At 72.0% G+C, this 17,942-nt stretch carries 18 protein-coding genes; 8 read left to right on the top strand and 10 right to left on the bottom strand.

The features are described from left to right. Positions 1–456 precede the first annotated feature (456 nt). Positions 457–1,230 carry a polysaccharide deacetylase family protein gene (locus tag OG214_RS36540; RefSeq protein WP_405987209.1) on the top strand — a complete coding sequence of 258 codons (774 nt, stop codon included), beginning with the start codon at positions 457–459 and terminating at the stop codon, positions 1,228–1,230. Positions 1,231–1,284: 54 nt separating this feature from the next. Here OG214_RS36540 and OG214_RS36545 read toward each other — a convergent pair whose 3' ends face one another. Continuing rightward, on the bottom strand, positions 1,285–2,238 hold the full coding sequence (locus OG214_RS36545) for a hypothetical protein (protein ID WP_405987210.1): 954 nt from the start codon (positions 2,236–2,238) through the stop codon (positions 1,285–1,287). Between the two features lie 159 nt (positions 2,239–2,397). On the opposite strand from OG214_RS36545, the gene OG214_RS36550 reads away from it, so the two are divergent. Then, on the top strand, positions 2,398–2,748 hold the full coding sequence (locus OG214_RS36550) for a UBP-type zinc finger domain-containing protein (RefSeq protein ID WP_382858523.1): 351 nt from the start codon (positions 2,398–2,400) through the stop codon (positions 2,746–2,748). A gap of 216 nt (positions 2,749–2,964) precedes the next feature. Here the strand turns inward: OG214_RS36550 and OG214_RS36555 are convergent, their stop codons facing one another. From OG214_RS36555 to OG214_RS36570, 4 genes are all read right to left on the bottom strand, one after another. After that, entirely contained in the window at positions 2,965–3,732 is a 768-nt protein-coding gene (locus OG214_RS36555; RefSeq protein WP_363082600.1) for a VOC family protein, read from the bottom strand. Between the two features lie 195 nt (positions 3,733–3,927). Further along, on the bottom strand, positions 3,928–4,449 hold the full coding sequence (locus OG214_RS36560) for a DUF4232 domain-containing protein (RefSeq protein ID WP_405987211.1): 522 nt from the start codon (positions 4,447–4,449) through the stop codon (positions 3,928–3,930). Positions 4,450–4,730: 281 nt separating this feature from the next. Then, positions 4,731–5,825 (bottom strand): ABC transporter permease, encoded by a 1,095-nt coding sequence (locus OG214_RS36565; protein ID WP_405987212.1) that lies wholly within the window; start codon positions 5,823–5,825, stop codon positions 4,731–4,733. A 67-nt stretch (positions 5,826–5,892) separates the two neighbouring features. Next, a complete protein-coding gene (locus OG214_RS36570) occupies positions 5,893–6,762 on the bottom strand; it encodes a sulfite exporter TauE/SafE family protein (RefSeq protein ID WP_405987213.1) in 870 nt (289 codons plus the stop codon). 126 nt (positions 6,763–6,888) lie between these two features. Here OG214_RS36570 and OG214_RS36575 point away from each other — a divergent pair, with 126 nt between their 5' ends. From OG214_RS36575 to OG214_RS36585, 3 genes are all read left to right on the top strand, one after another. Then, positions 6,889–7,686: a hypothetical protein gene (locus tag OG214_RS36575; protein ID WP_405987214.1), complete on the top strand. Its 798-nt coding sequence runs from the start codon at positions 6,889–6,891 to the stop codon at positions 7,684–7,686. Between the two features lie 113 nt (positions 7,687–7,799). Next, positions 7,800–8,603: an SAM-dependent methyltransferase gene (locus OG214_RS36580; RefSeq protein ID WP_405987215.1), complete on the top strand. Its 804-nt coding sequence runs from the start codon at positions 7,800–7,802 to the stop codon at positions 8,601–8,603. Between the two features lie 243 nt (positions 8,604–8,846). After that, a complete protein-coding gene (locus OG214_RS36585) occupies positions 8,847–9,458 on the top strand; it encodes an NUDIX hydrolase (protein ID WP_405987216.1) in 612 nt (203 codons plus the stop codon). Positions 9,459–9,500: 42 nt separating this feature from the next. Here OG214_RS36585 and OG214_RS36590 read toward each other — a convergent pair whose 3' ends face one another. After that, positions 9,501–10,196 (bottom strand): YoaK family protein, encoded by a 696-nt coding sequence (locus OG214_RS36590; RefSeq protein ID WP_405987217.1) that lies wholly within the window; start codon positions 10,194–10,196, stop codon positions 9,501–9,503. Between the two features lie 204 nt (positions 10,197–10,400). Here OG214_RS36590 and OG214_RS36595 point away from each other — a divergent pair, with 204 nt between their 5' ends. Next, positions 10,401–11,702, top strand: coding sequence for a D-arabinono-1,4-lactone oxidase (locus tag OG214_RS36595; RefSeq protein ID WP_405987707.1), 1,302 nt, complete (start codon positions 10,401–10,403; stop codon positions 11,700–11,702). Positions 11,703–11,849: 147 nt separating this feature from the next. After that, positions 11,850–12,842: a serine hydrolase gene (locus tag OG214_RS36600; protein WP_405987218.1), complete on the top strand. Its 993-nt coding sequence runs from the start codon at positions 11,850–11,852 to the stop codon at positions 12,840–12,842. A 26-nt stretch (positions 12,843–12,868) separates the two neighbouring features. Here OG214_RS36600 and OG214_RS36605 read toward each other — a convergent pair whose 3' ends face one another. After that, on the bottom strand, positions 12,869–13,693 hold the full coding sequence (locus OG214_RS36605; RefSeq protein ID WP_405987219.1) for a class I SAM-dependent methyltransferase: 825 nt from the start codon (positions 13,691–13,693) through the stop codon (positions 12,869–12,871). A gap of 336 nt (positions 13,694–14,029) precedes the next feature. Between OG214_RS36605 and OG214_RS36610 the strand changes: the two genes are divergently transcribed. After that, positions 14,030–14,524: a DUF5954 family protein gene (locus OG214_RS36610; protein ID WP_363086117.1), complete on the top strand. Its 495-nt coding sequence runs from the start codon at positions 14,030–14,032 to the stop codon at positions 14,522–14,524. Between the two features lie 79 nt (positions 14,525–14,603). Here OG214_RS36610 and OG214_RS36615 read toward each other — a convergent pair whose 3' ends face one another. The 3 genes from OG214_RS36615 to OG214_RS36625 all read right to left on the bottom strand — a co-directional run bounded on the left by OG214_RS36615 (position 14,604) and on the right by OG214_RS36625 (position 17,879). Further along, positions 14,604–15,332 carry a class I SAM-dependent methyltransferase gene (locus tag OG214_RS36615; RefSeq protein WP_405987220.1) on the bottom strand — a complete coding sequence of 243 codons (729 nt, stop codon included), beginning with the start codon at positions 15,330–15,332 and terminating at the stop codon, positions 14,604–14,606. Between the two features lie 377 nt (positions 15,333–15,709). Further along, complete coding sequence (locus tag OG214_RS36620) at positions 15,710–16,729, bottom strand: helix-turn-helix domain-containing protein (protein WP_405987221.1); 1,020 nt, start codon at positions 16,727–16,729, stop codon at positions 15,710–15,712. Positions 16,730–16,802: 73 nt separating this feature from the next. Next, the gene (locus OG214_RS36625; protein WP_405987222.1) at positions 16,803–17,879 is read right to left on the bottom strand and encodes an alpha/beta hydrolase; all 1,077 of its coding nucleotides are present in this window, start codon (positions 17,877–17,879) and stop codon (positions 16,803–16,805) included. Positions 17,880–17,942 lie beyond the last annotated feature (63 nt).

The following is a 17,942-nucleotide window of genomic DNA, read 5'->3' on the forward strand; positions in this document are numbered from 1 at the left end:
AAGCCGTACGGAACCCTCGCACACCGTTTCCGCGGCGCGGGTCAAGGGCAGTCTGTCCGGTCGGTCGGCGTAAGGGATCTTGTGGGGCGACCCACTATTCATCGCGTGTATACGTCGTGTGTATAGTGCTTGATATGTCACTCGGCCATGCCCTGTCCGGGCCACGGAACCATGCACCGCCGCGCGCTCGCGGCTCGGCCGGCCCGCCGGACGGTAGCGGCCCGCACCAGGCCTGACAGGGCCTCCCGGGCCTCCCCGGTGATCCGCGCGGTGTAGCGGCCGATCGGACCTCGCCCGCGACCGCGCTCCCGTCCTGTCCACCCGCCCGCGGTCCATCCGCGTTCACCGGCGCCGCCTTCCGCGCGCGCCGGCTCCCACCCGCGCCCGGAACGGGCTCAGTGCTGCCCGGATCCCGCGCGTCCGCGGGAAGTCCGGGCGTCGAAAGAGGGATTTGTCATGCCATGGAACATATCGGCATCCGGATCACGGACAGCGGCGGCCCTGGCGGCCGTCGCGTCCCTGACTCTCGCGCTGAGCGGCTGTTCCTCGTACGAGGCCACCTCGCCCCGCGACGCCAGAAGCCACCCCGCCGAGGGGGCACGGGCGGAGGCCGCCCCGGTCGACTGCGAGCAGGCGCGCTGCATCGCCCTCACCTTCGACGCGGGCCCCGGGAAGGACACCGCCCGGCTGCTGGACACGCTCAAGCGGGAGAAGGTGCCCGCCACCTTCTTCCTGCTCGGCAAGAACCATGTGGTCAAGCACCCCGATCTGGTACGGCGCATGGCGCGCGAGGGCCATGAGATCGCCAACCACACCTGGACGCACAAGCGGCTGACCGATCTCGACGCCGACGGGGTACGGGAGGAGCTGTCCCGTACTCAGGACGCCATCGCGGAGATCACCGGCCGCGAGCCCACGCTGATGCGTCCGCCGCAGGGCCGTACCGATGACACGGTCGCCGCGGTGAGCCGTGAACTCGGCCTCGCGCAGATCCTCTGGAGCGCCACCGCCAAGGACTACTCCACGACGGACTCCGCCCTCATCGAGCGCCGAATCCTCGACCAGGCCGGCCGCGACGGCATCATCCTGCTGCACGACATCTACGACGGCACCGTGCCCGCCGTGCCCGGCATCATCCGGAAGCTGAAGAAGCGCGGCTACACCTTTGTGACGGTGCCTCAGCTCCTCGCACCGGGACGCGCCGAGCCGGGCACGGTCTACAAGCCCTGAGGGCCTGCAAGCCCTGGCGGTCCACACGCCCTGGCGAGCGAGAAGCCTCACACGTCAGGACGGGAACTCGTCGGCGGGTACCTCGCTGGTGGTGGCGTTGCCGCCGATGGTCTTGGCGAGCGAGAAGGTCAGCACCGTGTACTGCGTGCCGCCGGACACCTGGACGGTACGGAAGTCCGCCTTGTCGTCGAACTTCTCGAAGCTGCAATCGCGGGTGAAGGACCTCTTGCCGGAGTTCCAGTCCGAGCCGGAGGTGAAGTACACGGTGTACGAGCCGTCCCGGACGCGGCGCACCGTCGTACCGGCGTTCTTGCGGACGTACACCGTGAAGGCGGTCCGCCCGCCTCGGGCCAGGGAGATCACCGCGTCCGAGCCGGTGCCGTTCCTGATGGTGAGCTGCCCCAGCCCGCCGCGCCCGCTGTCCTTCACGAAGGAGCCGTTGCCGAGCCGGCGGTGCTTCGGCTTCTCCGTCCTCGGCAGCTTGAGATGGACGGGATAGCCGAGCCCGGTGAGCGTGGTGCCCGCGTCCCGTACGGGCTGGAGACCGTCGGCCGAGTTCAGTTCGACGCGCGGTGAGGTGGCGCACCGCCCCTTGTCGGCCCGTGCCTCCTCCAGGCTCTGGCCGAGTCCGCGCAGCGAGGCGGCGAGAGCGATGGTGCCGCTGATGGCGTCGTCGGGGGTCTCGGCCGAGTCCAGCTCCGTGGCGGCGGCCTCGGCGGAGGCGGCGGCCGTATCGAGCGCCTTGTTCAGCGCGCTGCCCTCCCGTGCCCGGTCCACCGCGCGCAGGGCCTTGTCGAGCGGGCCGAGGGCGGTGTCGAGCGCCCGGCGGTACGCGGCGGGCTCGACGGTCGGTGTCGGGCTCGGACTCGGCGTAGGCGTGGTGACCGACGGTGTGCCGGTGCCACTGTCGGCGCCTCCCGAGTCACAGGCGGCCAGTACGAGTGTGAGTGCCAGAGCGGCACTCGCCGCCGCGGCCTGCCCCTGTATACGCGCGCGTACGTGCTCCACTGTGCTGCCCCCCGTACCCCGTCCGGCCCCGGTCAGGTGCCGAATGTCCAGACTTCTCCGTTGTCAGATGCGTGTCAAGACGCTCCGGTGCCCCTCCCGGTTCCGCTCTGCTGGCGGGCGTGGGGGACCGGTCGTACGGTGAAGGTGCGACTGACTCGAATGGACCTGTGGGGTCGGACGGGCGGCGGCGTTATGGAGAACGGCGAACAGCGGATCGGCGGGATGATCTGCAGTCATCTCGCGGATGTCGAACCGGTGGACCCGGACAGCGCGGACAGCTGCGCCGAGTGCGTCGCGCTGGGTGACACCTGGGTGCATCTGCGGGAGTGCCAGAGCTGCGGGCACATCGCCTGCTGCGACTCCTCCAAGAACAAGCACGCCACCGCGCACCACAAGGCGACCGGCCATCCGCTCATCCGTTCCTACGAGCCCGGTGAGAGCTGGTGGTGGTGCTACGAGGACGAGGTCGTCTTCGAGGTCGAGGGAGTGCCTCCCGTACGACCGGTCTGACGCGGCGCGACCACCGGCGCGAGCCGGTACGACCCGGGCGTCTCGGGGCGGGGCGGCTGCCTCCGGGACGTCCGGCCTGTGGCTGTCTGCTTGTCATGATCTTGCCATGCGCGTACCGGCCCTCACCGTCGAGCCGAGGTCGAGACTCCTGGAGCTCGTGGAGGCGAGCGTGGAGGCCGAGGCTCAGCCTGACGGTGAGGGCCGGGTCCGCCGGTGTCAGCCGGATGTCACGGTGAACAGGGCGCCGTCCGGATCGCGCAGGGTCGCCTCCCGCAGCTCCGGCGAGGGCTCCGGCGGCGAGAGCAGCGCGCCTCCGCTCTTCAGCGCGGCGTCGACCGAACCGGGCACCTCGGGCACCCGGAAGTAGACGTGCCAGCGCGGTCTGATCCGAGGATCGGGCACGGCCTGTACGGCGCCGCCGCGGATCTTGGCGACCACATGCTCGTCCTGCCGCAGCACCGCGTCACCGTCCTCACGTACCAGGGTGAGACCGCCGTCGGTCTCCGGCGCCCAGCCGAGGACCTGGCTGTAGAACCGGGCGGCGTCGCCGGTGTCGCGGGTGCGCAGTTCCAGCCAGGCCGGGGCGCTGCCGCGTCCCACCGTCCAGTCGGAGCGCACGGCACCCTCCCAGATCCCGAACGCCGCGCCGTCCGGATCCATGGCCAGCGCGGCCCGGCCCGAGTGGAAGGCCAGCGGGCCCACCGCCACGGTCGCGCCCCGCTCCCTGATCCTGGCCGCGGCCTCGTCCACATCGGCCACCGCGAAATACGGCGTCCAGGAGACGGCGACCTGGAGGGAGGAGGCCAGCGCCCCGATGCCCGCGACGGGCTTTCCCTCGGAGAGGGCGACACAGAAGTCGTCCCCGAGCCCCGCCGCCCGGTAGGACCAGCCGAGGACATCGCCGTAGAAGGCCTGGGCGGCGGGCAGTTCACGTGAGAGGAGGGTCACCCAGCATGGGGCTCCCGCAACCGTTTGTGACTCCATCTTGTCCCGCTCCACACCGCTCACTCCGCCCTCGTCCGTCATGGTGCCGCACTTCACCGGCCCTGCCGCCACTACGTGTTACCGCTTTCCGTAGGTCTACTCTGCCAGGCCGTGCACGACTTCCCCGCCGGGCGGGGTCGTACCGGGGTCCGCGAGACCTCGCGCGGACCCCGGCGGGGTGTCGGCGTACGGTGTTCAGCGCGTCGCGGCGGCGAGGGCCGCGTCCGCCTTGGCGCGGGTGGGCTGCCACAGGGTGGTGACGGGCTCCCAGACCCGGATTCCCCGGGGCGATCCCAGGGACGCGGCGGTGAACCGCTCGCCGTGGTGCGACGGGTCGCCCGCCACGGTGAGGAAGGCGACCGTACGGCTCTCCTCGGCGGCCGGGTCGAGGGTGCGCACGGCGGCGTGGGCGGAGCCCCCGGCGGCGAGCCGGTAGGGGGCGCTCTCCGACGGCGGCACGGGCTGGGCCGCGCCGTCCAGATCCCCGAAGGTGACGGTGGGGATACGGTCGACGACGCAGGCGCGCCCGCTCTCGTTGGTGACGCTGATACGGACGACATGGGCCGTGGGGCCCCGGGTGGCGGTCACATCGACGGAGCCCTCCCGGCAGGTGGCGAGGGCGGTCGGCGCGGCGACGGCGGCCGTCACGCCGGTGCCGGCGAGAAGAAGGGTGAGAGCCGCTGCCGCCGGTGCGGCGAGGGCAGGACGGATACGCATGGAGGATTCCCCGTTTCGCGGTCGATCGGTGAAGGGCGGCACAGCGCCGGACGCGTCCACGTCCGGTATGGGTCGTGCTGTGCCACTCGTCTGGGATGACACGCGAAAGGGCCGGGTGGTTGTGCCCGGTGACCGAATCCGATCACACGGTTCGCGACCATCACCCTGATGGGTGAACGTCGGCTGACGGCGGATCAGTCCTACGGCCTGTCCTGTGATTCCGAGCGGTCGGCCACCCCGCCCCACCCTCCCGCCTCACCCTCCTCCCGTCTCTCCCTCGCTCAGGGCGGTGGGGCGGCGGGCTCCGGCGTACGCTTCCCGCCGCCGGGACGGCGGTGGTGCCAGGTCAGGAACACGGCCGTGGAGACGAGCGCCCAGCCCGCCAGCACGGCGAAGGGGAACGCGTGCTGCGCGTCGCCGAAGTACACGGCGGTGTGCTGGGCGTTGATCGAGGCCCCCGGCGGCAGCCAGCGCCCGATCTGGCCCAGCGGCGACGGCAGCAGCGGCCAGGAGACGGCACCGCCGGAGGCGGGGTTGCCCAGCAGCACCATCAGTCCCCAGGTGGGGATCAACGCCCAGCGCCCGAGCAGGGTGTTGAACATCGTGAAGACCATCCCGGTGGTGAACATCGTGAACGCCAGGATCGGCCAGGACTCGGCGAACGGAAAGCGGATCGCGCCGAGCCACCAGTCCACCACCGAGGCGATGGCGAATCCGCCCAGCAGGGAGTAGACCACGGTGATGGCGATGCGTTCGGCGGGGTTGAGCGCGCTCGCGTGGACGGAGAGCTGAATGGCGCCGACGAAGCCGAGGATGACGGCCGCGAGCGAGACGTAGAAGAGCGCGAGACCGCGCGGATCGCCCTTCTGGAGCGGTTTGACATCGCTGATCCGCACCGGGACACCGACGGATCCGGCCACCGCCGGGGCCGCTTCCGTGAGCACCTGTGCCACGGAGACCCCGGCCGCGCTCGCCACCGCCAGATCGACCCGCCGGGGGAGCACGGTCAGGATCGCGAACACCTCCTGCTCCTCCACTCCCCGGCGCGCGGCGGCACCCGTCGCGAAGGGATGGAGTGCGAGCGAGGTGTTCAGCCGCTTCTCCATACCGTCCACGAAGGCGGTGGCGGTTGGGGTGTGCAGGGGGCCCACCACGGCGATGGGAATCCGGTGCGGTGTCGGATTGGCCATGTTGTACGTGTACGAACCCGCGAAGAGCCCTGCCGCGGCGGCGACGATGACCGTCACGACGGCGGCGGGGAGAAAGGGCGAGGACCTGAAGGCGGCCCACTTGGAGGCGACCCACCTGGAGGCCGCGCTCCGGCGCCCGCCGCGCGTACCGCCGGAGTGCGGGCGACCTTTCTGATCCTCGGACATGAAAGCACCGTAAAGCACTCAAATCGGAATCCAGGGACCGATTCGACCGGCGAAGCGGAGGTCGTGCTCAGCGGAGCAGCAGCTGAAGTCCGCCGAGCACGGTCGCCCCGATCACCAGGCGCTCGAAGACCCGCTGGTCGATCCGGTTCACACAGACCTTGCCGACATAGGCGCCGGGGAACACGAAGAGCACCAGGGCGGCGTCCAGCAGGAGCGAGTGCGCGTCGATCAGACCGAGCCCCACGCTGAACGGCACCTTCGTGGTGTTGACGATCAGGAAGAACCACGCCGAGGTGCCCAGGAAGCCGAGCTTCCGGAAGCCCGCGGAGAGCAGATACATCGACATGACCGGACCGCCCGCGTTGGCGACCATCGTCGTGAACCCGCCGAGCACTCCGTACGAGCGTGCCTTGAGGCGTCCGGCCGACGGCCCACGCCGGTCCGGCACGGCGGGCGGGTCCGTATCCCGGCCCGTGTCGCCCGCCCTCCCGGCGCCGCCCGGCTCCTCGGTGCCGCCCGGCTCCTTCGTGCTGCCCGGCTCCTTCGTGCCGTCGGGCTCCTTCGTGCCGTCCGACGCGCCGCGTCGGCGCCAGACCGTGACCCCGGCCATCAGCAGCAGGATCGCCCCGATCGACGTACGTACGGCGTCGTCGTCGGCCCGGAGCAGAAAGACCGTGCCCACCACGACGCCCGCGGCGACCGCGGGGAACAGCCGCCACAGGGTCGGCCAGTGGGCGTGCCGCCGGTAGGTGAGCACGGCGAGCACATCGCCGACGATCAGCAGGGGCAGCAGCACACCCGTCGAGCCGCGCGCGGGCAGCACGGCGGCGAACACGGCCAGACTGACCGTATTCGCACCGCTCACCGCGGTCTTCGAGAAGCCGACGAGCGCCGCCGCCAGGGCGAGTGCGGCGAATCCCCACCACGTTATGTCCATGCCAGCATCCGATGGTATGCCTGGCTGTCCGCGTGATCTCGGGCGGGGACCGGACATACCATCGCGCGGGCCGGGCGGACCCTCCCCGGTGCCGCACGGCGTATTCTCGCGCCGGGGGTGGAACGGATGCACGATCTCAAGGTGTTCGCGGCGGCGCTGACCGGCGAAGACGCGCCGGCCAGGAGCCTCGCCGGACCGGACGGGGCGCTGTGTGTGGCCCCGGCCCTGTCCAGCGTGTTCCTGGTCGAACCGGCGGCCGGCGGAGGGCAGACCGGCACGGTCGCCGTCGTCGGCGCGAGTGGCGGCGGCATGGTCTCGCTCGTCGAACTGCCGCGCTCCTTCCGGGTCCTGCGTATCGGCCATGACCAGGACGGCTACGTACTCACCCGCGAGGACGGCCGTTCGGTGCGTGGCACACCGGCCCAGTTCGCGGCCCATCCGAAACTCGTCGACCGTGAGCACAACCCCGCGTACGAGGAACACCTGGAGGAGGCGTTTCTCGCGACGCATCTGATCCCGGCCCACGACGGAACGGGCCATGGTGGGACGGGGTATGCCGGGACGGGGTACGGCGGGACGGTCCACGCGGCCGGTCTCGACATCGAGTTGAGCTTCGACTGCGCGGGACCCGAGAAGACCGCCGCACTGCTTCCGCACGCCCGCCGCCTGGTCGCGGACTTCGCCCGTATCCGCCGCGCGGCCACGGAGTTCCTCCACGCGTGGGGCGCCGAAGGCGACGGGACGGACGAGGAGAGACTCGGCTTCGCCGCGGCCATGGTCCCGACCGATCTGGTCGTCTACCGCTCCGGGGACTTCGAGGTCGCCTTCGAGGACACGAGCGGCACGTACTTCCTCGACGGTTACTGGCCGAACATCGTCTTCCGCGCCGATATGACCCCCGTCGACCTCACCGTGGAGTGCTGAAATGGCCGAAACGAGGCCGGAGTTACGGGAGGGGCTCCGGGGACGCGATCCGATGCGTACGCTGGGGCTGCCGCGAAGATCGCGTGAAGAGAATGTGCCGAGAGGTGACTGCGATGAGTATGGAGCGTCCGCCGGAGTTCGATTCGGGCGTGGCCCATCCCGCCCGTGTGTACAACGCGTGGCTCGGCGGCAAGGATCACTATCCCGCCGATCTGGAGGCCGCCGAACTGGCCGCCGAGGCCAATCCCGGGATCGTCCCCTCGGTCCGCGCCAACCGTGCCTTTCTCGGCCGGACCGTCCGTCATCTCGCGGGCGAGGCGGGGATCCGGCAGTTCCTGGACATCGGTACCGGCATCCCCGCCGCGGACAACACCCACGAGGTCGCCCAGTCCGTCGCCCCGGACTCCCGGGTCGTCTATGTGGACAACGACAGGATCGTGCTGGCCCACGCGCGCGCCCTGCTCGTCGGCTCGGCCCAGGGGCGGACCGACTACATCGAGGCCGACGCCCGTGATGTGGAGACCATCCTCACCGAGGCACAGCACACGCTGGACCTCGGCGAGCCGGTCGGGCTGATGCTCGTGGCGATCCTCCAGTACATCCCGGACGCCGACGACCCGTACGGCGTCGTCCGCAGGCTGGTCGACGCGCTGCCCTCCGGCAGCCATCTCGTCATCTCCCACCCGGCGTCCGACATCAACGCCGCCGAGGTCGCCGAGTCGATGCGTGTCTACAACGAGCGCGCCGCCGCGCACGCCGCCGCCACCCCTCGTACCCATGACCAGGTGGAACGTTTCTTCGACGGTACGGAACTGCTGGCTCCCGGTGTGGTGTCACTGCCGCAGTGGCGGCCGGGACCGCATGACGTACCGGTCTCCGACATCCCGATGTGGAGCGGTGTCGGCCGCAAGCCGTAGGCACCTCACCTGGACATGGCCTGGGCCCGGCGTGCTTATGCCTGGGCCCTGGGCGCGCTTCCGCCCGGAGCCCAGGCGACTCTCGGCCCCGGCCCCCGGCCCTCCGCCCCAGCCCTGGCCGGTCCGCGCGGAGAACCCGGAAACCCGGAGGACAGCGCTCTTCGGGATCCGTAGTCTCCTCGGTGCCGTGCGACGGCCGTGCCGCGCCGGTGAACCGACGAGTTGACGGGTGGGGAGTACGTGATGACGCGGGCCGTGGGCCGACCGATCACCGAGGTGCTGTCGCGCTACCGGACGGAGGACCCGGCCGAGGCCGCCGATGTCGGCCGTATCCGTGCCCTGACGGAGAGCGCGGCCGACCCCTGGCTGCGCTCGATCCCGCTCCATGTGACGGCGTCCGCGCTGATCGTGCATCCCGGGAGCGGACGCGTGCTGATGCGCTGGCACGTACGGCTGGGGTCCTGGCTCCAGGTGGGAGGCCACGGCGACCCGGGGGAGACCGATCCGCTCGGTGTCGCGCTGCGGGAGGCCGCGGAGGAGACCGGCCTCGACGATCTGGTCCCGTACCCGGACGAGTCCCTCGTCCAGGTGGTGATCGTGCCGGTGCCCGCGGGCGGTGGTGAACCGGCGCACGAACACGCCGACCTGCGCTTCGTCCTCGCGACCGGCAGCCCCGACGCGGCGCGCCCCGAGAAGCCCGACGCCCCGCTGCGCTGGATGACCCTGCCCGAGGCGATGGAGGTCACCGCCGAGGCCAATGTCCGCGAGGCGCTGCGGCGCGTCGGGACACTGCTCGCGCGGACGGGCGCGGGCACGGAGACCGCGGGCACGGAGACGGGGACAGCGCGCGGCTGACCGATGGACGGGACAGGACGGATACGGAACGGACCGTACGGATCAGTCCGGCGCGGCGGCCGGGCGCGGCCGGGGCGCCAGTACGAAGACCGCCGCGGCGGCCGCGACCACCACGGCCGCGAGCCCGATGACCCCCGCCAAGGTCACCTGGAGCAGCAGCCCGCCGACGGCCGCGCCCGCCAGCACTGCCAGCACCGACCCCGCCCTGCGGTGCGGCGGTGCCCCGGTGCCCGCGCCGAGGGCACTCTGCGAGGTGAGCGCGGTGAGCGTCCTGGTGAGTACGGACGTGGTGAGATCCCGGGGTGCCAGAAGGCCGACCGTGGCGTTCTGGAGACCGCAGCAGCCACCGAGCAGCGCGACGATCAGCTGGGTGGCCCAGCCCTCGGCCCGGAGCACCCCCGTGCCGACCAGGACGGCCGTCAGCGTGAGCACGGCGGCCTGTCCGGCGAAGGCGCCGGCGAGCCAGGGTCCGGGCCGCTCGCCGAAGTATCTGTTGAGCCGGCCGCCGGCGAACGTCCCCAGGACGAAGGCCGTCAGGGCCACGACCGGGCCGACCATCGACAGGTGGTACGCCTTGGAGACGGAGAGCCCGAGGAAAACCACATTGCCCGTCATGTTGACGACGAAGACATTCCCCAGCCGCAGATAGCTCACGGCGTCCACCAGACCGCTCGCGAAGGTCATGCTCAGCAGCGCTCCCACGGCCCACCGCCGCGCCACGGGAAACTCTTCGGGCACAGGCACACCTTCTCTCCACACCGGAGCCGGCCGGATCCACGCCTGGACGAGCCACCCTAGTCACGGACGTACCGCCCGCCCGCCCGCACCACGCGCATGTCAGAGTCCTCGCAGAAAGGTTCTGGCAGCACGAGAACGTTCCGGCAGCACGAGAGCGACGTTCTGCCGGTACGAGAACGCAGAAGGAGAATCCCAGTGCCCCATGTGTCCGGACATCCCGCCGTCCCCGGTGACATCCCCATACCTCCGGTGGTGCGGAACTGGGCGGGGAACATCACCTTCGGCGCGGCACGCGTGCACACCCCTCCGTCGGTGGAACGGCTGCGGGAGATCGTCGCCGGAAGCGCCTCGGCGCGCGTACTGGGCAGCGGACACTCGTTCAACACGATCGCGGACACCCGCGGCGATCTGATCTCGGTGGCCGGACTGCCCAGGACCGTGGAGGTCGACGCGACGGCCGCCACGGTCACCGTCGGCGCGGGGCTGCGGTTCGCCGAGTTCACCGGCGCCGTGCACCAGGCCGGTCTGGCGCTGCACAATCTCGGCTCGCTCCCGCACATCTCCGTCGCCGGAGCCTGCGCGACCGGGACGCACGGCTCGGGGACCGGCAACGGGAATCTGGCGTCCGCGGTCCGCGCGCTGGAACTCGTCACGGCCGACGGCGAGCTGCGCACCCTCGCCCGGGGCGACGAGGGCTTCGCGGGCGCGGTGGTCGCGCTGGGCGCGGCCGGTGTGGTCACCCGGATGACCCTCGACCTGGTGCCGGGACACGACTTCCGGCAGTGGGTGTACGAAGGACTCCCGTACGGGCGGCTGCGCGAGCGGTTCGACGAGGTCCTGTCCGCCGCGTACAGCGTGAGCCTTTTCACGAGCTGGCGGACCGACCGGGTGGACCAGGTCTGGCTGAAGCAGCGGGCCGGCGACGCCGATGCCGGGCCCGCGCCGGACACCTGGCTGGGCGCGGTCCTCGCGGACGGTCCCCGCCACCCGGTGCCCGGGATGGATCCCGGCACCTGCACCGTACAGGCGGGCGTCCCCGGGCCGTGGCACGAACGGCTGCCGCACTTCCGGCCCGAATTCACCCCGAGCAACGGGGACGAGCTGCAGAGCGAGTACTTCGTCGCACGGGAGGACGGCCCGGCCGCCTTCGACGCGCTGACGGCGATCGCCGACCGGATCGCGCCGCTCCTCCAGATCGGTGAGATCAGGACCGTCGCGGGCGACGACCTGTGGCTGAGCCCGGCGTACGGACGTGACTCGGTGGCCTTCCACTTCACCTGGCATCCCGACCAGAGCGCCCTGACACCGGTGCTGGAGGCCATCGAGGAGGCACTGGCGCCCTTCGACGCCCGACCGCACTGGGGGAAGGTCTTCACCATGGGCCCGGAGCGGGTCAGGGGACTTTACGAGCGGTACGCCGACTTCGAGGCGCTGACCGCGAAGCTCGATCCGCGGGGAGTCTTCCGCAACGACCTCATCGAGAGATACTTCCCCGGCGGTCGCTGAGCGCGTCCCGGCTCTGCCGGACCCGACCGACCCGACCGACCCGACCCGACCTGCCGGGGCCCGGTGGCGGCACCCGGCGGGAGGTTCGTCACCGAGCTTTTACCTGGAGCACAGCCACAACTCAGTTTTTGTTTCTACCCTCACGCCATGTCCCGGCACCGCATCGCTCCGCAGCACCCCGTAGCCACCCTCCTCGTCGTCGGATGGGTGGCGACGGGGAGCTTCCTCATGACCGCCGCGGGCGACGCGCCCGCCGTGCCGCGGTCCGAGGCGCTCACGGCGTCCCCCCAGCCGCGCCCGGCGGCCGTCCCCCTGCCGTCACCGCGGACGATGGGCGCGCTGCGGTCCGGTGAGATCGGCCGGGAGTCCGGGACCCGGTCCGAGTCGGAGCCCGAGCCGGAGCCCACGGTGGATCCGGACGAGGCACTGGCCGCGCGCCTCGCACCGGTCGTGAAGTCCACCTCGGTCTCGCTCTCGGTGGCGGTGCTCGACCCCGAGGACGGCCGCACGGCGTCGTACGGTGTCCAGGCCGGGACGACCTACGACACGGCGAGCATCGTCAAGGTCGACATCCTGGTGGCGCTGCTGCTGCACGCGCAGGACGAGGGCCGCCGGCTCACGGCCGGGGAGAGGGCCTACGCGACCTCGATGATCCGCGTCAGCGACAACGCCTCCGCGGACGCGCTGTGGAGCGCCATCGGCGGCGCGCCGGGTCTGGACGCGGCGAACCGCAGGCTGGGGCTGACCTCGACGACGGCGGGAGGCGACGGGCTGTGGGGGCTGACCCAGACGACCGCCTCGGACCAGCTCGTCCTGCTGTCCGCCGTGTTCGGCGACGACTCCGCGTCCGATCTGAGCGCGGCCTCGCGCGCCTATGTGCGGGAGCTGATGGCCGGGATAGCGCCGGACCAGGACTGGGGCGTGTCGGCCGCGGGACCGGCCACCGGACTCAAGAACGGCTGGCTGCCGCGGACCGCGACCGGTCTGTGGGACATCAACAGCATCGGGCGGATAACGGTCGACGGACACGGCTATCTGCTCGCGGTGCTGTCACGTGGCAGTGTCAGCAAGGAAGCGGGGATCGCGCTCGTGGAGAAGGTGGCGGGGACGGCGGTGCCGGCCCTGGGCAAGCCGGCGTAGCCGGCCGGGAAGAGCGGGGCCCGGGTTCATCGTGTCGCGAAGCGCGTCAGGACGGTCATGGTCGGGCGGAGGTTCCGTACGACGGGCAGACGCCGCAGGACCGGCTGTACGGCGCCGTAGTACACACCCCGGCCGCGCGGGGGCGGTATCTCGCGTACCTCCGTGATGTGCGGATGCGCGCCGTAGACCTTGCGCAGTTCGCCGGCGTCCATCCCCCAGGGCATCGGCGGCACGGTGAAGCCCTGGGGGGTTCTCATCCCGCCGTGCGTCGTGCGGGCGCTGAACCATCTCGGTACCGCGTCGAAGACGAGCGCCCCGCCGGGGAAGTGCTCGGCGCAGGTGGCGATCACCTCCCGGACCTCGGGCGGCCGCAGATACATCAGCAGGCCCTGGGCGGTGACGAGCACCCCGCGCGCGGTGTCGACCTGGTCGGGCCACGCAGGATCCAGGGCGGAGCACGCGAACGTACGGCGCCGCTCGCCGTCGGGCAGCAGTCGCAGCCGGACGGCCACGGTCTCGGGCAGATCCACCGTGAGCCAGCGCATCCGGCCGTTGTCCACCCGCCAGAACTGTGTCTCCAGACCCTCGCCCAGCGCGACGACCGTCCCGTCGGGACGCTCGTCGAGGAAGCGCCGTACGACGCTGTCGAAGGTACGGACGCGCAGGGACTGGCTCTGCGCCAGGAACGGGCTGGGCGGGCCGAAGGTCTCGGCGAAGGGGTAGTCGACGGTGTCGACGAGTTCGACCGCTCTGGGGTCCTGGAAAGCGGTGGACGGATCGCGCGCGTCGCACGCGCGCTGGTACAGGGTCCAGAGCAAGGTCTCGGGGACACCCGTGAGCGTGACGGTCACTCTCCCTCCGCGGTCCCTCTGTGTCTCCCCCCGCGCGTCCCTCTGCGCGTTCCCCTGCCCGGCTCTCCGTGCGTCCCCCGGCCGGTCCGCCCGCCGGTGCTTCCGCCGGTCCTGCTCCTGGTGCCGCTCGTCGTCGTCCATCGCGTATCGCTCCCCGCGCTTGTTCGACCGCCCCTGTGCCTCATATGCCTCCAGCACACCCGTTCAACCACGCCCCGCCTGCGGGTATGTCATATCAAGGTGGCGAATTCGTATGACGGAAAGATGGCCGGATTTACACCGGATGATCCTCGTATCCGTGCCTCGCGGACCGCCGTCATACGGCACTCTGCTCGTATGAGCGCTAACTCGGACGAGACGGCGGACGGCTTATTCGACGAAGCGGCGGCCCGGCGGCTGCTGGAGTCGGGAGCGCGCGAGGAGGCGCTGAGGCGCGCCTTCCCGGTGGACGGTCCGGATGTGGATCCGGTCGCCGTCGCGCACTACACGGGGTATGCGGCGATGCTCCATGAGGACCGGGGCTGGCGGCAGCTCTTTCCCGCCGTCGCGGCCGAGGAGGAGGCGCGGCTGGATCTCCGCGACGTCCTGCTGGTGCGGGCCGCGAACGGGGGTGAGCTGGGCCGGCGCTTCGCACGGGCCGCCGAGGCCGTCGCGCGTGGCGAGGACCAGGTGATCATCGGTGAGGACGTCTACCGCGTCGTACGGGTCGAGCAGACCGTCATCATGACCGCCCATGGCCCGCAGCCGCCACGCCCCCATGACCAGGAGTTCCCCGAGGTGCTCGACGAGCGCCCCGGGCCGCGCGGTCCGGGGCGCCCGCTGGACGACTGACACCGGACGACCGACCGCCGGATGACCGGTCCGTGCTCTTCCAGCCCCCATGTCCCGCGCGGCTCATGTCGCGCGCGGCTCATGTCCCGCGCGCGACCACCAGGGCGCAGCGGGGACTGCCGTCGGGCCGGCGGCCGAGATCGGACAGGGGCAGCAGGGCGGTCGTGAACCCCGTACCGGCCAGTTCGTCCAGCACATCGGGCAGCCGGAACGTGCGGTAGTACATGACGAACGACGGGTGCCAGAACAGATTCCGCAGCCGCATCACCGTGTCGAAACCCCACAGTGCCCAGTAGGGCCCGGAGCCGACCCGGGGCGGCGCGGGCACGGGAAACACGAACAGGCCACCAGGCCGGAGAGCGGCGCGCGCCTGCGCGAACAGCGCCGGCCGCTCGGCCGGCAGGAAATGTCCGAACGCCCCGAAGCTCATGGCCAGATCGAACGCGGGCGCGAGGGGCAGGGCGCGCGCGTCGGCCCGTACCCACTCCACGGCCGGTGCGCCGTCCGGATCCGGCACCGCGGATCTGGCGGCGGCGAGCATGCCCGCGCTGAAGTCGACCCCGACGATCCTTTCGTCGCAGAGCCGCCGCAGCACCCCCATTCCGGCGCCGGTGCCGCAGCAGATGTCGAGTCCCCTACGGAACGGTCCGAGCGGGCGGACGGTACGTACGACCGCGTCCAGCACCTGATCAGGGGTACGGAACGGTGTCCGGTCGAACTTCGGAGCCAGCAGGTCGTAGCCGTGCTCGACGGACGAGAGCGCCTGCACGGCGAGTTCGCGAAGGGTCGGGCCCTGAGGGGAGAACATCGCCGGCCAGCCTAGTGCTGTGGCCGGGAAGGTTTGCCGGGGGCTCGCGGCGTCCGGTGCGGTGGATCGCAAGGCGGAGGATCGCGCTCGTACTGGACGTACTCGCGCGACTCCGACAACGCGGCGAGGTGCCGTGCCGGGCGTCGCGAGCCGGTGAACCTTTCCGGTCACAGCACCAGGGCGTGTTTCGAAAGTAGCGCCGTCCGCCCGGAGGGCGGGGCCCGCGGCGTCTGGTGCGTGCGATCGCAAGGCGGAGGATCGTGCTCGTACTGGACGTACTTGGACGACTCCGACAACGCGGCGAGCGTGCGTGCCAGGCGTCGCGGGCCAGGCGGGACTTTCGAAACACGCCCTAGCCACTCCCGCCCGCCCCGCGCTCACAGACGCTGATTGCGGTGGAGCCGCCACACGGCGAGGGCGAGCTGGAGACGGAGCCGTCCGTGCGGGTCGTGCACAGGCCAGCCGAGCCAGTGCTCCGTCTGTGCCAGCCGGTCCTGGAGCGTCGAGTGGTGCAGGGTCAGTTCCGCCGCCGCGGCCCGCAGACTCGGGGCGAAGGCGATTGCGTGGAGCGTCGACGCGGCCCAGGGGGCCGACGCGACGGCGCGGTCCAGCGCCCGTACATCGGGGATCGGCTCCGTGCCGGGACCGACGGAGTCCGCCAGCAGGGCGAGGCCGCCCAGTTCGTCCGCGTACACGGTCCTCGGTCCGGGATCCTGCTCGCCGCCCTCCGCGGTGAACCGCAGGGCGGTCCGCGCGGCGGTCGCGGACGCCGGCAGATCCGGTACGGGCACGGCCGGGCCGATCCCGGCACGCCTGCCGCCGGTGTACGGCGTCCGCGTACCCGAGGACGGCATCGCCTCGACTACGGTCACACCTCCCGCAGGCGCCACCGCGCGGGCGAGCGCCGCGTCCCGCAGACCGAGGCGGACGGCCGCCCGCCGGCGGGCGTGCTCCGGGGCCGAGGCGTCGAGCAGTACCTCCAGCGAGGCCGGGTCGGCGGCCGGACTTCCCACCGGCGCCCGGCCCCTGGTCCGGTCGAGTACGTCGCGCGCGGCGGCGGACGCCCGCTCCAGCACCATCGCGTCGACGCCGTTGGGCGGTCCGGCCCGCTCCAGCCACAGCGCCGGGAGGCCGTCCGGCACCAGCGCGGCCGACATCCAGCCGGGATCGGCCGGGCCGCCGTCGCCGTGACGTACCCCGTCGGCGTCGACACGGATACGTACCCCGCGTGTGTCGTCCACCAGCCGGGCCGGGCATCCCGACAGCACCGCCGCACCCCGCACCAGCGACTCCAGACCGGCCCGGCCCTCGACCAGCCGGTCGAAGTACACGATCACATGGAGCGCCGCGCCCGCGTCGGGGTCGAGCGCGGCAAGCCTGCCCACCAGGTCCTTCACCACTTCATCCTGCTGCTCAGGACGGCCCGGTGCCAAGCGTTCGTCGCTGCCGGTCCCGGGGCGGGACGGCCGTTCAGCGCGCGAGCAGCCTGCGCAGCCACACGAGGGGCGCGTTCCTGGCGTCCTGGGAGAGCGCGGCCTGCGGCGCCATCATCTCGAAACCGTGGAAGCCGCCCGGCCACACATGCAGCTCGGCCTTACCGCCCGCCTGCCACAGCCGGGTGGCGTAGGCGACATCCTCGTCCCGGAACGTCTCCGCGGAGCCGACATCGATGAACGCCGGCGGCAGGCCGGACAGGTCCGTGGCCCGCGCCGGAGCGGCGTACGGCGGGACATCGGGGCCACCGCGCCGCTCACCGAGGAGCGCGGTCCACCCGGCGTGGTTCGCCGCGCTGTCCCACACACCCAGGCCGGCCATCTGAAGGCTGGAGGGCGTGTCGTTGCGGTCGTCGAGCATCGGGCACATCAGGAGCTGCCCGGCCAGGGCGGGGCCGCCCCGGTCGCGCGCCAGCAGGGCGACGCCCGCGGCGAGACCACCGCCGGCGCTGCCGCCCCCGACCACGATCCGGTCGGGGTCGATCCCGAGTTCCGTGGCGTGCTCCGCGGTCCACACCAGCCCGGCGTACGAGTCCTCGACCGGAGCCGGATGCGGATGCTCGGGGGCGAGCCGGTACTCCACCGACACGACGACCAGATCCAGCTCCTGGGCCCAGTCGAGCGCCAGGTCGACGCCGGTCCGGTTGTCCCCGAGGACCATCCCGCCGCCATGGATGTGGTAGAGCGCGGGCAGCGCCGTGGTGGCTCCGGCCGGCCGGCAGATGAGCAGGGAGATGTCCGGCTCGCCGGGCGGCCCCGGCACCGTACGCTCCTCGACCTCGAAGGCCCCGGCCCGGCGCAGATCCTCGTCGGACAGCCGGGCCCGGCCCTGGCCCGCCCTGACGGCAGGGATGTCGTCGAGGCTCAGCGGCCCGCCGAACTGCTCGTTGATGACATCGAGTGCCGCCGCGAGCTCCGGATCGAAGGGCGGCGGCGGTCCGACCCGTCCGTCCCGAGCGGCGGTGGGCGGCGCGTCGGCGGACAGGGCCCGCGCGGAGGTCGTCGTGGACGGGGCCGCTGCGGGCGGGGTGTCCGAGAACGGGGCGGCGGTCATCTGCTCTCCCTGGGTCGCGGCCACGTCTCTGTGGCCGATCCCGCCATCCTGCCTCCGGGCCGC

This window comes from Streptomyces sp. NBC_00872 (assembly GCF_045161915.1).
Lineage (GTDB): Bacteria > Actinomycetota > Actinomycetes > Streptomycetales > Streptomycetaceae > Streptomyces.

Bases quoted from the DNA above. Each gene is read 5' to 3' on its own strand.
- OG214_RS36540 (WP_405987209.1), top strand. From the start codon at position 457: ATGCCATGGAACATATCGGCATCCGGATCACGGACAGCGGCGGCCCTG.
- OG214_RS36550 (WP_382858523.1), top strand. From the start codon at position 2,398: ATGGACCTGTGGGGTCGGACGGGCGGCGGCGTTATGGAGAACGGCGAA.
- OG214_RS36555 (WP_363082600.1), bottom strand. From the start codon at position 3,732: ATGGAGTCACAAACGGTTGCGGGAGCCCCATGCTGGGTGACCCTCCTC.
- OG214_RS36560 (WP_405987211.1), bottom strand. From the start codon at position 4,449: ATGCGTATCCGTCCTGCCCTCGCCGCACCGGCGGCAGCGGCTCTCACC.
- OG214_RS36565 (WP_405987212.1), bottom strand. From the start codon at position 5,825: ATGTCCGAGGATCAGAAAGGTCGCCCGCACTCCGGCGGTACGCGCGGC.
- OG214_RS36570 (WP_405987213.1), bottom strand. From the start codon at position 6,762: ATGGACATAACGTGGTGGGGATTCGCCGCACTCGCCCTGGCGGCGGCG.
- OG214_RS36575 (WP_405987214.1), top strand. From the start codon at position 6,889: ATGCACGATCTCAAGGTGTTCGCGGCGGCGCTGACCGGCGAAGACGCG.
- OG214_RS36580 (WP_405987215.1), top strand. From the start codon at position 7,800: ATGAGTATGGAGCGTCCGCCGGAGTTCGATTCGGGCGTGGCCCATCCC.
- OG214_RS36585 (WP_405987216.1), top strand. From the start codon at position 8,847: ATGACGCGGGCCGTGGGCCGACCGATCACCGAGGTGCTGTCGCGCTAC.
- OG214_RS36600 (WP_405987218.1), top strand. From the start codon at position 11,850: ATGTCCCGGCACCGCATCGCTCCGCAGCACCCCGTAGCCACCCTCCTC.
- OG214_RS36610 (WP_363086117.1), top strand. From the start codon at position 14,030: ATGAGCGCTAACTCGGACGAGACGGCGGACGGCTTATTCGACGAAGCG.
- OG214_RS36615 (WP_405987220.1), bottom strand. From the start codon at position 15,332: ATGTTCTCCCCTCAGGGCCCGACCCTTCGCGAACTCGCCGTGCAGGCG.
- OG214_RS36625 (WP_405987222.1), bottom strand. From the start codon at position 17,879: ATGACCGCCGCCCCGTTCTCGGACACCCCGCCCGCAGCGGCCCCGTCC.